The organism is Citrobacter sp. A316, assembly GCF_002042945.1.
GTDB classification, from domain to species: Bacteria; Pseudomonadota; Gammaproteobacteria; order Enterobacterales; family Enterobacteriaceae; genus Citrobacter; species Citrobacter portucalensis.
This window is the reverse complement of sequence record NZ_MVFZ01000007.1, coordinates 14,812-27,389: the sequence shown is the minus strand read 5'-3', so window position 1 is coordinate 27,389 and position 12,578 is coordinate 14,812. Positions and strand designations below refer to the sequence as shown.

At 53.0% G+C, this 12,578-nt stretch carries 12 protein-coding genes; 6 read left to right on the top strand and 6 right to left on the bottom strand.

Annotated features, from left to right (window positions below; genetic code table 11):
• Positions 1–19 precede the first annotated feature (19 nt).
• The 4 genes from nirC to tsgA all read right to left on the bottom strand — a co-directional run bounded on the left by nirC (position 20) and on the right by tsgA (position 5,329).
• Positions 20–823 (bottom strand): nitrite transporter NirC, encoded by an 804-nt coding sequence (nirC, locus tag BZK41_RS10300; protein WP_079938094.1) that lies wholly within the window; start codon positions 821–823, stop codon positions 20–22.
• A 187-nt stretch (positions 824–1,010) separates the two neighbouring features.
• Entirely contained in the window at positions 1,011–1,337 is a 327-nt protein-coding gene (gene nirD / locus BZK41_RS10295) for a nitrite reductase small subunit NirD (RefSeq protein ID WP_079938093.1), read from the bottom strand.
• Positions 1,334–3,877, bottom strand: a complete 2,544-nt coding sequence (gene nirB / locus BZK41_RS10290) for an NADPH-nitrite reductase large subunit (protein ID WP_003023592.1) — start codon at positions 3,875–3,877, stop codon at positions 1,334–1,336. The genes nirD and nirB overlap by 4 nt, the downstream gene beginning before the upstream one ends.
• Positions 3,878–4,147: 270 nt before the next feature.
• Positions 4,148–5,329, bottom strand: a complete 1,182-nt coding sequence (gene tsgA, locus BZK41_RS10285) for an MFS transporter TsgA (protein ID WP_079938092.1) — start codon at positions 5,327–5,329, stop codon at positions 4,148–4,150.
• 264 nt (positions 5,330–5,593) lie between these two features.
• Here tsgA and ppiA point away from each other — a divergent pair, with 264 nt between their 5' ends.
• The 5 genes from ppiA to argD all read left to right on the top strand — a co-directional run bounded on the left by ppiA (position 5,594) and on the right by argD (position 8,930).
• Positions 5,594–6,166: a peptidylprolyl isomerase A gene (ppiA, locus tag BZK41_RS10280; protein ID WP_003023595.1), complete on the top strand. Its 573-nt coding sequence runs from the start codon at positions 5,594–5,596 to the stop codon at positions 6,164–6,166.
• Between the two features lie 106 nt (positions 6,167–6,272).
• A complete protein-coding gene (locus BZK41_RS10275) occupies positions 6,273–6,440 on the top strand; it encodes a YhfG family protein (RefSeq protein ID WP_003827708.1) in 168 nt (55 codons plus the stop codon).
• Positions 6,430–7,032, top strand: coding sequence for a putative adenosine monophosphate-protein transferase Fic (locus BZK41_RS10270; protein ID WP_079938091.1), 603 nt, complete (start codon positions 6,430–6,432; stop codon positions 7,030–7,032). Before BZK41_RS10275 ends, BZK41_RS10270 begins: the two co-directional genes overlap by 11 nt.
• A 31-nt stretch (positions 7,033–7,063) precedes the next feature.
• The gene (gene pabA, locus BZK41_RS10265) at positions 7,064–7,627 is read left to right on the top strand and encodes an aminodeoxychorismate synthase component 2 (protein ID WP_079938090.1); all 564 of its coding nucleotides are present in this window, start codon (positions 7,064–7,066) and stop codon (positions 7,625–7,627) included.
• A gap of 85 nt (positions 7,628–7,712) precedes the next feature.
• Positions 7,713–8,930, top strand: coding sequence for a bifunctional acetylornithine/succinyldiaminopimelate transaminase (argD, locus tag BZK41_RS10260; RefSeq protein WP_079938089.1), 1,218 nt, complete (start codon positions 7,713–7,715; stop codon positions 8,928–8,930).
• A gap of 91 nt (positions 8,931–9,021) precedes the next feature.
• On the opposite strand, the gene BZK41_RS10255 is transcribed toward argD, so the two are convergent.
• The gene (locus BZK41_RS10255; protein ID WP_079938088.1) at positions 9,022–11,109 is read right to left on the bottom strand and encodes a YccS/YhfK family putative transporter; all 2,088 of its coding nucleotides are present in this window, start codon (positions 11,107–11,109) and stop codon (positions 9,022–9,024) included.
• A gap of 51 nt (positions 11,110–11,160) precedes the next feature.
• On the bottom strand, positions 11,161–11,793 hold the full coding sequence (gene crp / locus BZK41_RS10250; RefSeq protein ID WP_000242758.1) for a cAMP-activated global transcriptional regulator CRP: 633 nt from the start codon (positions 11,791–11,793) through the stop codon (positions 11,161–11,163).
• A 308-nt stretch (positions 11,794–12,101) separates the two neighbouring features.
• Between crp and BZK41_RS10245 the strand changes: the two genes are divergently transcribed.
• On the top strand, positions 12,102–12,506 hold the full coding sequence (locus BZK41_RS10245) for an OsmC family protein (protein WP_043018552.1): 405 nt from the start codon (positions 12,102–12,104) through the stop codon (positions 12,504–12,506).
• Positions 12,507–12,578: the final 72 nt, after the last annotated feature.

Sequence of the window (12,578 nt, the reverse complement as noted above, 5' to 3'; positions counted from 1 at the left end):
CCCCTTAATTATTTGGCTGTTATGCCAGATTTTCAGCTTGGTTGATTTTTGCCGGAACAGGACGCTCCGATTTTGGCGTAGCATACCAATAACCCAATCCCATGAATACGACACCGGACAAAGTATTACCGAGTGTCACCCACAGCAGGTTATGACCAATTCCTGACAGGGTATAGGCTTCGCTGTGATGGCCGAACCAGGAGAGGGCAAACAGCGTCATGTTGGCAACGGAGTGCTCGTAGCCGGAAGCAATAAACGCCAGCAGACACCACCAGATAGCGAGGAATTTTGCCGCGCCTTCGGTACGGATTGCCATCCAGATAGCCAGACAAACCAACCAGTTACATAGCGCACCTTTAAAGAACAAAACCATCGCAGGCGCGGTCGTTTTCGCCAGAGCAACCGAGTGGACGATGCTGGTATCAACCGGCAGCAGGCTACCGCCACCCCAGCTGTAAAGCAGGGCGACAAACACGGAACCGACCAGGTTACCCAGCCAGGTTTTTGGCAGGATTGCCCACATCTGACCGTGACTGATGGTGCCTGCTTTAACGCCAAGCGTCAGGAACATCGTGTGTCCGGTGAACAGTTCAGAACCGGCGATAATAACCAGCGTTAAGGCAATACCAAAGGTTGCACCCATTACCAGAGGACGAACGGACGGGTCGAGCAGATTACCGAGGGTGAAAATAAGAATGATGCCGAGACCCACATAGGCTCCTGCCATTGCCGAACTGATCCAAAATCCGAGCGGGTTTTTAGCCGACAGGCGTGCGATGCGCGCAGCGTTAGCCGCACACTTATTGATAGTGTCTGTGAACATGTGTTGATTATCCTTGAAGTACAAACAATAAAAAGAAATCGTAACCGTAGGCCGGATAAGGCATTTATGCCGCCATCCGGCAATGTGCTTGTGCAATTGCCTGATGGCGCTACGCTTATCAGGCCTACAAATAAAAGACCTACAAATACGTCAAAAAAGGTGAGGCGTTGCGCCTCCCAAAAATTTATTAACTGCGCAGTTGCACCATGCCGTCTTTCACTCGCGCTTCGTAATGTTTCACGGAGAACTGTTCGTCTTCCATGCACAGACCGTCGCTTAAGCGAAAACGCTGTTTTTTCAGCGGGCTGGCAACCCACAATTCACCCTGATGTTCAGCAATCAGCCCACGAGAAAGCACGCTGGACTCAAAGAACGGGTCGATGTTGCTGATCGCAAACACCTGGTCGCTGTGATACGGGCGGAAAATCGCAACCTGCTCGTTACCTAACAGGGCGCAGACGCCTGTTGCAGGCAGAATGTCATCGATTTTGCAGATGTTTTTCCACTGGCTCATGCGTTTTCCTCCACCAGAGTCACCGGGATACGCTCATAAGGCGTGGCCGGACGATGTTGTTCACGTTCAGGCACAACCTGGACATTCGGATCGCGTTTATCGCTGTTGATAAAGTGTTTGAAGCGAACCTGCGCGGATGGAGTGTTAACGGTTTCTGTCCACTCGCAGACCACTGCTTCACGCAGACGGGCCATCTCTTCTTCAAGATGCTGGTTCAGACCCAACTTGTCGTCGATGATGACGGACTTCAGATACTCGATACCGCCTTCCAGATTGTCTAACCACGGTGCGGTACGGGTCAGTTTGTCAGCGGTACGGATGTAGAACATCATGAAACGGTCAAGGTACTTGAGCAGCGTTTCGCGATCGATATCCGCTGCCAGCAGGTCTGCATGACGAGGTTTCATCCCGCCGTTACCGCAAACGTACAGGTTCCAGCCTTTCTCAGTAGCGATGATACCCACGTCTTTACCCTGGGCTTCCGCACATTCACGGGTGCAGCCGGAGACGCCGAATTTCATTTTGTGCGGGGTACGAATGCCTTTGTAGCGATTTTCCAGCTCCACGCCGAAGCCAACGCTATCGCCGACGCCGTAACGGCACCAGGTACTGCCTACGCAGGTTTTCGCCATACGCAGCGCTTTGGCATACGCGTGACCGGTTTCAAAACCGGCTTCAATCAGCTGACGCCAGATTTCCGGCAGGTCATCTTTCTGCGCGCCGAACAGACCGATACGCTGAGAACCGGTAATTTTGGTGTACAGGTTAAATTCACGCGCGATACGGCCCACAGCTACCAGGCCTTCAGGGGTAATTTCGCCACCCGCAGAGCGCGGGATCACGGAGTAAGTACCGTCTTTCTGGATGTTCGCCAGGAAGTTGTCGTTGGTGTCCTGCAACGGGGTGTGCTGCGGTTTGAGGATGTACTCATTCCAGCAGGAAGCCAGCAGGGAACCTACGGTCGGTTTACACACTTCGCAGCCGTAGCCTTTCCCGTGTTTTGCCAGCAGCTCTTCGAAGGTTTTGATGCCTTCTACGCGGATGAGATGGAACAGTTCCTGACGTGAGTACGGGAAGTGTTCACACAGGTTGTTGTTAACTTCGATACCCTGTTTCGCCAGTTCGGCGTTCAGGACCTGCGTTACCAGTGGGATACACCCGCCGCAACCGGTACCGGCTTTGGTTTCCGCTTTCAGCGCCGCAACGGTATGGCAGCCCTTGTTGATAGCGGCAACCAGCATGCCTTTGGTGACATCAAAGCAGGAGCAAATCTGCGCGCTGTCCGGCAGTTTATCGACACCGATAGATGGTTTACCGCTGCCCGCGTGTGCTGGCAGAATCAATGAATCCGGATTTTCCGGCAGTTCGATGGCGTTCAGCACCAGCTGCAGCAGATTGCCGTAATCGCTGGTGTCGCCCACCAGAACCGCGCCGAGCAGGGTTTTGTTATCTTCGCTAACGATCAGGCGTTTGTAGACTTCTTTGCTTTCGTCGAGATAGACATAGCTACGTGCGCCCGGCGTGCGCGCATGCGCGTCGCCAATACCGCCGACGTCAACGCCGAGGAGCTTCAGCTTGGCGCTCAGATCTGCGCCTTCAAAGGCGTTTTCGGTTTCGAGAATATGGTCAACGGCAACCTGCGCCATTTTGTAGCCTGGAGCGACCAGACCATACACGCGGTTGTTCCAGCTGGCGCATTCGCCGATGGCATAGATGTCCGGGTCAGATGTCTGGCAGGTGTCGTTAATGACGATACCGCCGCGTGGCGCGACGTCCAGGCCGCACTGGGTGGCCAGTTTGTCGCGTGGACGAATACCGGTAGAGAAGACGATGAAATCGACTTCCAGTTCGCTACCGTCGGCAAAACGCATGGTTTTGCGCGCTTCGGTGCCTTCCTGAACGATCTCTTTGGTGTTTTTGCTGGTGTGCACACGCACGCCCATGCTTTCAATTTTGCGACGTAACTGCTCGCCACCCATATGATCCAGCTGTTCAGCCATCAGCATTGGGGCGAATTCAATCACGTGGGTTTCAACGCCGAGGCTTTTCAGCGCACCGGCGGCTTCCAGGCCCAGCAGGCCACCGCCGACCACAGCACCGCGTTTGCTGCGGCGTGCGCAAGACTCAATGGCGTTGAGGTCTTCGATAGTACGGTAAACGAAGCAGTCCTGGGTTTCCGAACCTTTAATCGGCGGGATCCACGGGTAAGAGCCCGTCGCCATGATCAGCTTATCGTAGTAAACCGTACGACCGGCGCTGGAGTGGATCACCTTCTCCTGGCGGTTAATGGTAATTGCGCGCTCGCCCACTAACACCTTAACGCCGTGCTTCTCGTAGAATCCTTCACGCACCAAGGAAAGCTCTTCGGCGGTGTGGTGGGAGAAGTAGGAAGACAGGTGTACACGGTCGTACGCTTTGCGGGGTTCTTCACAGAAGACGGTAATATCAAAATTGGCAGCGTCGGATTTATCAAGAAGATCCTCAATAAAGCGATGGCCGACCATACCATTACCGATAATAGCGAGTCTGACTTTGCTCATTTTTGCCTCGATTTCTTTTCTATTACTGCCTACCTTAACGATTCAGCTACCGCGCTTATTGATACAAATCAAATTCGCCCTTATATACTCCTTAAGAGGTATATAACTGATTTGTCAGCATTTTTATAAGTGACGGAATTATTTGGGTTTTCGTGTTTGTATAAATAGCGTACAAATTAAAGGGTTTTTGTAAGAATTGTCCTACATGACCAGTAAATAAGAGGAGGGCGAGAATGTGCCGGATGATGTGGATACCATCCGGCGGTGAGATTAATGCGTTGCTGGGGCGTTATGCTGGTGATGACGCGTGACAAACCCAAGAATAAAGCACATCACGAATACAACTGCATACAAGCCGTTAGCTGTTTGCAATGCCGCCTGCGGGCCGCTGTGTGCCACGATAGGGCCGGTGACGACGAAAGTGAGCATGGTGCCAATGGTGCCGCAGGTCAGAACGAAGTTAACCAGTTTGGGTGAGGCAACCTTCGTCTGCTGGGAGCCAAGGGTAATGATGGTGGTATAAATCGCGCTGGAGAAGAAGCCCAGCGTCATAATAAACCACGGCATATGCTCTGGTGTACCGGTGATAAACAGATACATCAGGACGGTAGCCAGACCCGCCAGTACGGTCAGGATGCGCTGCAAATCGAAGAAACGCAGAATAAAGCTAAATGCCCACATGCCAACCATGTAAGACATCCAGAAGTCGCTGACCAGTTTACCCGCATCGTTCAGGCTCATGCCCAGACTTTTGGCGTATTCCGGGACCCAGGAGATAAAGCCCAACTGACCGAGGATGTAGCACAGTGCGGCGATCGCCAGAAACAGCACGCCAATCCCCCATTTTTCTTTTACTACCGGCGCGTCTGACTGCTGAGCGTGTTTACCCAGTGCCGGGAATTCACAACCGAAGGTCAGCAGGAAAATAGCGACGTATACGAGGCCGATGCAGGCATAGACCCAATACCATTCGATGCTGCGCGCTAACAGGAACGCGGCAACCATCGGGAAAATCATACCAGCCATGCTGAAGAAGGAGTCAGTAAACAGCAGGCGTGAACCGCGCTGGCGACCTTCGTACATTTGAGTTACCAGGAACGTACCAATCGACATGGTAATACCGCTTACCAGACCCAATACAAACATGGCGGCTGAGAACAAGGCCAGACTATGGCTGAACATCAGTCCGGCAACGGCCAGTACCATCAGGATAAAGCCGAAGCGCAACTGGGTTTTCAGTGGCACGATTTCCATTAACCATGCATTCAGAAAGATAGAGATCAGAATGCCGGCATTCAGGAAGGTGAAGGTGTTACTCATGCTGGAAACGGGCAAATGGAAGTAATCTGCGATGTTTCCCATTACCATCCCGGTGACAATTACCAACGCACCTGTCAGGGCGTAGGAGAGAAAGCTAATCCATGTGAGCTTGATGCGATTGCTGTTAGTCATGACTGGCCTGTATAGAAGTGTAAGGCGCATTGACTGCGCCGTGAGCGGGCAGATTTTAGGCGCTTTAGTGACGCATTTAAATGTTTATTGGTAATTTATGGCTCCGTTACATTTTTTTATGTGATCTGGATCGCATTGGATCGTGAGGCGATAAGGTTACATTTGTTTCAAGTACGTAAAATTAAGTAAAGGGATGGCCTTGTCCTTGAAGGCTCTTTAGAATCAATTCACTTGCTTCATTTCTGCTCTTGTTAAGGAATTCTCATGCTCAAATCGACTCTGGCGGCTGTTGCAGCTGTTCTCGCTCTTTCTGCTCTCTCTCCCGCAGCACTGGCAGCAAAAGGTGACCCGCATGTCCTGCTGACAACCTCTGCCGGTAACATTGAGCTGGAGCTGAACAGTCAGAAAGCCCCGGTTTCAGTGCAAAACTTTGTCGATTATGTCAACAGTGGTTTCTATAACAACACCACGTTCCACCGTGTGATCCCAGGCTTCATGGTGCAGGGCGGCGGTTTTACCGAGCAGATGCAGCAGAAGAAACCTAACCCGCCAATCAAGAATGAAGCCGATAACGGACTGCGTAACACCCGCGGCACGATTGCTATGGCGCGTACAGCGGATAAAGACAGCGCGACCAGCCAGTTCTTTATCAATATTGCAGACAACGCTTTCCTCGATCACGGCCAACGCGACTTTGGCTACGCTGTTTTCGGTAAAGTTGTGAAAGGTATGGATGTCGCGGATAAGATCTCTCAGGTACAGACCCATGATGTCGGTCCATACCAGAATGTCCCGTCAAAACCGATTGTTATCCTTTCTGCTAAAGTCCTGCCGTAATCGTATTTTGCGCGGGTAGTTCTTGCCCGCGTTCCCCCCTCTCTCTGCGTAACCCGAAATTGCTGCTTATACTTGTGGCAAGTGTCGGCTCATTCAGGGAGGTCACGTGAAAAAACTCACCGATAAACAAAAGTCCAGGCTATGGGAACAACGGCGAAACGCCAATTTCCAGGCCAGCCGACGGCTGGAAGGCGTAGATATTCCACGGGTTACTCTGAGTGCTGAAGACGCCCTGGCGCGTCTTGAGGAGCTGAGGAGGCACTATGAGCGATAAATTCGGTGATGGACGCGACCCGTATTTATATCCGGGCCTGAATGTCATGCGTAACCGTCTGGGGATTCATCAGGCGCAGCGTTTGGCTCAGGCGGCTTATGAACTGACGGCGCTGCGTGCGGCGACTATCGAATTGGGGCCGCTTAAACGGGGTTTACCGCACCTGTGCGCCATTCATCGCCAGCTGTATCGGGATATTTTTGACTGGGCCGGACACCTGCGCGAAGTCGATATCTACCAGGGCGATACTCGCTTTTGCCATTTCGCTTATATCGAGAAAGAGGGCAATGCGCTGATGCAGGACCTGGAAGATGAGTCCTGGTTGGTGGGATCTCCGGAAGACAAGTTTGTCGATCGTCTTGCGCATTATTATTGCGAAATCAATGTGCTGCATCCGTTTCGCATTGGCAGCGGCCTGGCGCAGCGTATTTTCTTCGAACAGTTAGCGATTCATGCCGGGTATATGCTGAGCTGGGATGGCATTCCGGTTGAGGAGTGGAATCAGGCTAATCAGAGCGGGGCGATGGGTGACCTGTCTGCACTGCGGGCGATATTTCGTAAAGTGGTAAGCGAAGCCCCGGAAACTGAGTAGAATAGCGCGGTTCTTATGTACCGGAGCCGCCATGATCCTGCTTATCGATAACTATGATTCTTTTACCTGGAACCTGTACCAATACTTCTGCGAATTGGGCGCTGATGTCCTTGTCCGGCGCAACGACGAGCTGACGCTGGCGCAAATTGATGCGCTGAGCCCGCAAAAAATCGTGATTTCCCCTGGACCCTGTACGCCGGATGACGCCGGTATTTCGCTGGAAGTTATTCGTCATTTCGCGGGTAAGATTCCGCTGCTGGGTGTTTGTCTTGGCCACCAGGCGATGGCTCAAGCCTTTGGCGCGAGCGTGGTTCGGGCGGCTAAAGTGATGCACGGTAAAACCTCGCCGATTACTCATAACGGACAGGGTGTTTTTCAGGGACTCGCCAACCCATTAACGGTAACGCGTTACCATTCTCTGGTGGTTGCTCCTGAGACGCTTCCCGAGTGCTTTGAGGTGACGGCCTGGAGTGAAACGCAGGAGATTATGGGCATTCGTCACCGTGAGTGGGATATGGAAGGGGTGCAGTTTCACCCGGAGAGTATTCTCAGCGAACAGGGACATCAGCTGCTGGCTAATTTTCTCAATCGCTGATTTGTGGTTGCTATTCAGTGATTTTTTATTCATATTTTGTGATTATAATTTCACTAACATTTCTGCTTAACAGGGTGGCAATGACATGGCAATTGAACAAACTGCAATTACGCGCGCGACATTCGATGAAGTGATTCTGCCGATTTATGCACCGGCTGAGTTTATCCCGGTAAAAGGGAAAGGGAGTCGAGTGTGGGATCAACAAGGCAAAGAGTATGTTGATTTCGCGGGCGGCATTGCAGTGACCGCGTTAGGGCATTGCCATCCGGCACTGGTTGAGGCGTTAAAAACCCAGGGCGAAACTCTGTGGCATACCAGCAACGTTTTCACCAACGAACCGGCGTTGCGCTTAGGCCGTAAAATCATTGATGCGACCTTCGCCGAGCGTGTGTTGTTCATGAACTCCGGTACCGAAGCCAACGAAACCGCCTTTAAGCTGGCGCGCCACTATGCCTGCGTGCGTCATAGCCCCTTCAAAACCAAAATCATTGCCTTCCATAATGCGTTTCACGGCCGTTCGCTGTTTACCGTTTCTGTCGGCGGTCAGCCGAAATACTCCGACGGCTTTGGACCAAAGCCAGCGGATATCATCCATGTCCCGTTTAACGATCTGCATGCGGTCAAAGCGGTGATGGACGATCACACCTGCGCGGTGGTGGTTGAGCCTATTCAGGGAGAAGGTGGCGTCACTGCGGCAACGCCGGAATTCCTGCAAGGTTTACGTGAGCTTTGTGACCAGCACCAGGCGCTGTTGGTATTTGATGAAGTGCAGTGCGGGATGGGGCGTACCGGCGATTTGTTTGCCTATATGCACTACGGCGTGACGCCGGATATCCTCACCAGTGCGAAGGCGCTCGGTGGCGGCTTCCCGGTAAGCGCGGTGTTGACCACTCAGGAGATTGCCTCCGCATTCCATGTGGGCTCACACGGATCCACTTACGGCGGCAACCCGCTGGCCTGCGCGGTAGCGGGGGCAGCGTTTGATATCATCAACACGCCGGAAGTGCTGGGAGGCATTCAGGCCAAACGTCAGACGTTTGTCCAGCATTTGCACAAGATTGATCAACAGTTCGACATTTTCAGCGATATTCGCGGAATGGGGCTGCTGATTGGCGCCGAGTTGAAGCCGCAGTTTAAAGGCCGGGCGCGCGATTTCCTCTATGCCGCCGCGCACGAAGGGGTGATGGTGCTGAACGCCGGGCCGGACGTGATGCGTTTCGCGCCGTCACTGGTGGTAGAGCAGGCGGATATCGATGAAGGGATGCAGCGCTTCGCGCAGGCGGTAGCGAAGGTGGTGGGCTGATTGCCGGATGGCGGCGCGAGCGCCTTATCCGGCCTACAGGGTAAGTTGTGATTCGTAGGCCGGATAAGCGTAGCGCATCCGGCAGTCGATCTTAGCCCTTCATATCCCGTAACCGACGGCTCAGCCAGATCCCGTGGTGCGGTCGCTGACGCCATGCTACCGACGAAATGGTGTGCATGGTGTTCAGATGCCCCAATACCCTTTGTAGATGCTGCTCCAGGGTGCTTAACGGACCGTGGGACAGCATCTCTGGTGCCTCGAGAATATTCACATCTCCCGAGCTTCCCGGCCCATCATATTCCAGTCGCTGCTGACAGCGCTGGAGCGCGATTTCGCAGGATTCCAGATACCGCTGCGCCAAATCCGGCGTCAGCATCGTATGTTCCCTTGCCAGCGTGGTCATCGCGTTGATGTGTTCGACGATAAACTGGCTGTGCGTGACCCACAGTTTCATATCTGCCAGATAGTGCGAGTTGAATCCTGGCTCCTGCATTGCCTGGTTCAGCGAGTTGAACAGCGTGTTTTGCGTCTGGTTGACCCGCATGCGTTGATACGCCAGCGGTGTAGCCTGCGGATCGTTGCTGAGGATCAGGCGAATAGCCTCCTGGTCGGCTTCTAACGCATCGTGGGCGTTCTTACGCAGCAGGCCGCTCTGCCACTGTGGCCACAGCCAGAGCGTACCGCCAAAGGCGATTAAGCAGCCTATTACCGTGTCAACAAACCGCGGCACGATAAACTGTTCCCCGTTCAGCGTCAGTAGTTGCAGGGTGTATACCGCCGTTACCGTAAAGCCGACGGTAGCCCAGCCGTAGTTTTTGCGGATGATCAGATAGCTCACCAGGGTGATCAGCAGCATAGCCGCCAGCGTGAAACCTTCAGGAATATGAAAGTGCAACGTGACGCCGGCAATAACCAGTCCAACGAGCGTACCTACGGAACGATGTAAGATGCGCACCCGGGTCGCCCCGTAGCCATTTTGCGTAACAAACAGGATTGTCATCAAAATCCAGTAAGGCTTTGGCAGGTGTAAGGCGCTGCCCATCAGGCTGGCGATGCTCAACATAACGCTGATGCGTCCGGCATTGCGCAGCGCCGGGGATTTCAACGACAGGTAGTTTTTCAGGGCAGGGATCAGCGGCAACCGACGCTGCTTGTCAGCCATTAAGTCACGGGCATACAGCGGGCGCTGGGTGCGTAGCACGCGGGCAATACGGCTGAAGTGCCAGTAGCAAAATTGTCCCACCGGATTGTCCGGATGCTGCCTGGCGATTTTCTCCAGCGTGCCAATCTGCTTTTCCATCGAGAAACGGGTTGGCAAGCGGTGATACAAAATATCATCGGCCAGTACCCGAAGGCGTTCGGCGACGGTACGCGCGTTCCAGCGAATCACCTGCTCGGCGTGGCTACGCTCAACCAGTTTTTGCACTTCTTCTGGCTGGTGGAGGCTAACGGAAATATGTTCCTGTAAATCCAACGCCTCCTGAAAGGCACGCAGCAGGCGTTTGTATTCGTTGTTGTGATGCGCCGACAGCATATGCATTTGCTGATAGCACTGGGTAATCAGATCCACTGCCTTTTGTTGGCGAACCAGCAGGGGAGGTAGCGCTTTTTCTGGGTCGGCATGCTGGGTCAGCATGCTGTACTTGGCTTCACAGTAATCGGCTAATTCACGGTACAGCAAGCTGAGCGATTCGCGGAGCGGTTGTTCGCGCCACATCCAGAACCAGAACCAGTTGAACAGGCCATACCATAACGTGCCCAGCGCGTAGATCAGCAACGGCTCCCAGACGGGCATATTCCCGGCCAGGCTGAGCGTGAAAATCGCCGCGATAAGCGAGGCTGGCAGTAATCGCGCATGCAAAGGGCTTAGCTCAGCGGTTACGCCAAGAATCAGCGTCAGGCCGGTGAGGATCAATGGCAGCGGTATAGTTTGCGCAAGCAGTAGCTGCATGATCAAACTGCACCCGGCAAACAGCGATGCACCAATGACTAAGCGTTTGAAAAAGCGCTTGTGCGGGGTATCAAGACCGGCAATGTTGCAGCAGGCAGGGACGAGGGAAAAGAGAAGCCCCAAATGAAGCTGACCGATGATCAGACCAACAGCCACAGGTAAACATAGCACCAGCGTTTGTCGTAGTGCGTAGTTGATCTCTGGGTGGTATATCAGTCTTCGCCACATCGGTGCAAACAAAAGTGGCGCATTACTGGGTAACGCGCCACTTCGATGGGGTTAACGCGTGCCGTAGACGACGATGGTCTTACCGTGTGCGGAGATCAGGTTCTGATCTTCCAGCATCTTCAGAATACGACCGACGGTCTCACGGGAGCAGCCAACGATCTGGCCGATTTCCTGACGGGTGATTTTAATCTGCATGCCGTCCGGGTGGGTCATCGCGTCAGGCTGTTTCGCCAGATTCAGCAGCGTCTGAGCGATACGACCGGTAACGTCGAGGAAGGCAAGGTTGCCGACTTTTTCAGACGTGACCTGCAGGCGACGAGCCATCTGAGAAGACAGACGCATCAGAATATCCGGGTTGACCTGGATTAATTGACGAAATTTTTTGTAGGAAATTTCAGCGACTTCACATGCGGTTTTGGCACGTACCCAGGCGCTACGTTCCTGGCCTTCTTCGAAGAGGCCTAATTCACCAATAAAATCGCCCTGATTCAGATAAGAAAGGATCATTTCTTTCCCTTCTTCATCTTTGATCAGCACTGCCACGGAGCCTTTAACGATGTAATACAACGTTTCCGCTTTTTCACCCTGGTGAATCAGCGTGCTCTTCGATGGGTACTTATGAATATGGCAATGAGACAAGAACCATTCGAGAGTCGGGTCTGTTTGCGGTTTGCCAAGCACCATGCGCGGTTATCCTCTGTTATAAGCTGTCTCCAGAGCCAGAAAACGACGCTGCCTCTGGGTTTGCAAAAATATGCTTCCCGCTACCTGGGAAAGGGGCTGTCAAAAATAAACTGCAGCCTGTAATGTGATGTCCTCTGCATACATGCAGTACGTCAATGTATTACTGTAGCATCCTGACTGTTTTAGCATAGCTTTCGCCGTGTGTCTCCTGGTGTCTCGCTTCAGCATGACGCAGGTCGCCTTCCGTTGCGAGAATTGTTATGTGCGCGTAATCTGTCAGGAAAATTGAAACATTGGAGTTACGAAATATGCAAGCGCGTGTAAAGTGGGTTGAGGGGTTAACCTTCCTCGGTGAGTCCGCCTCTGGCCACCAAATTTTGATGGACGGTAACTCCGGTGATAAAGCGCCGAGCCCGATGGAAATGGTATTAATGGCTGCTGGCGGTTGTAGCGCAATTGACGTGGTGTCGATCCTGCAAAAGGGTCGTCAGGATGTGACCAACTGCGAAGTGAAGCTGACTTCAGAGCGCCGCGATGAAGCTCCGCGCCTGTTTACCCACATCAACCTGCATTTCATCGTAACGGGTAACGATCTGAAAGATGCGTCTGTTTCCCGCGCTGTCGATCTTTCCGCGGAAAAATACTGCTCCGTGGCGTTGATGCTGGAAAAGGCGGTGAACATTACCCACTCCTATGAAGTGGTTGCTGCGTAATATCTGATGCCGGATGGTGGCATTGCCTTATCCGGTCTACAGGATGATGTTGATTCGTAGGCCCGATAAGCG

Coding starts and splice junctions, on each gene's coding strand:
- nirD (WP_079938093.1), bottom strand. CDS start 1,337: ATGAGCCAGTGGAAAAACATCTGCAAAATCGATGACATTCTGCCTGCA.
- BZK41_RS10255 (WP_079938088.1), bottom strand. CDS start 11,109: ATGTGGCGAAGACTGATATACCACCCAGAGATCAACTACGCACTACGA.
- argD (WP_079938089.1), top strand. CDS start 7,713: ATGGCAATTGAACAAACTGCAATTACGCGCGCGACATTCGATGAAGTG.
- tsgA (WP_079938092.1), bottom strand. CDS start 5,329: ATGACTAACAGCAATCGCATCAAGCTCACATGGATTAGCTTTCTCTCC.
- pabA (WP_079938090.1), top strand. CDS start 7,064: ATGATCCTGCTTATCGATAACTATGATTCTTTTACCTGGAACCTGTAC.
- BZK41_RS10270 (WP_079938091.1), top strand. CDS start 6,430: ATGAGCGATAAATTCGGTGATGGACGCGACCCGTATTTATATCCGGGC.
- BZK41_RS10245 (WP_043018552.1), top strand. CDS start 12,102: ATGCAAGCGCGTGTAAAGTGGGTTGAGGGGTTAACCTTCCTCGGTGAG.
- crp (WP_000242758.1), bottom strand. CDS start 11,793: ATGGTGCTTGGCAAACCGCAAACAGACCCGACTCTCGAATGGTTCTTG.
- ppiA (WP_003023595.1), top strand. CDS start 5,594: ATGCTCAAATCGACTCTGGCGGCTGTTGCAGCTGTTCTCGCTCTTTCT.
- nirC (WP_079938094.1), bottom strand. CDS start 823: ATGTTCACAGACACTATCAATAAGTGTGCGGCTAACGCTGCGCGCATC.
- nirB (WP_003023592.1), bottom strand. CDS start 3,877: ATGAGCAAAGTCAGACTCGCTATTATCGGTAATGGTATGGTCGGCCAT.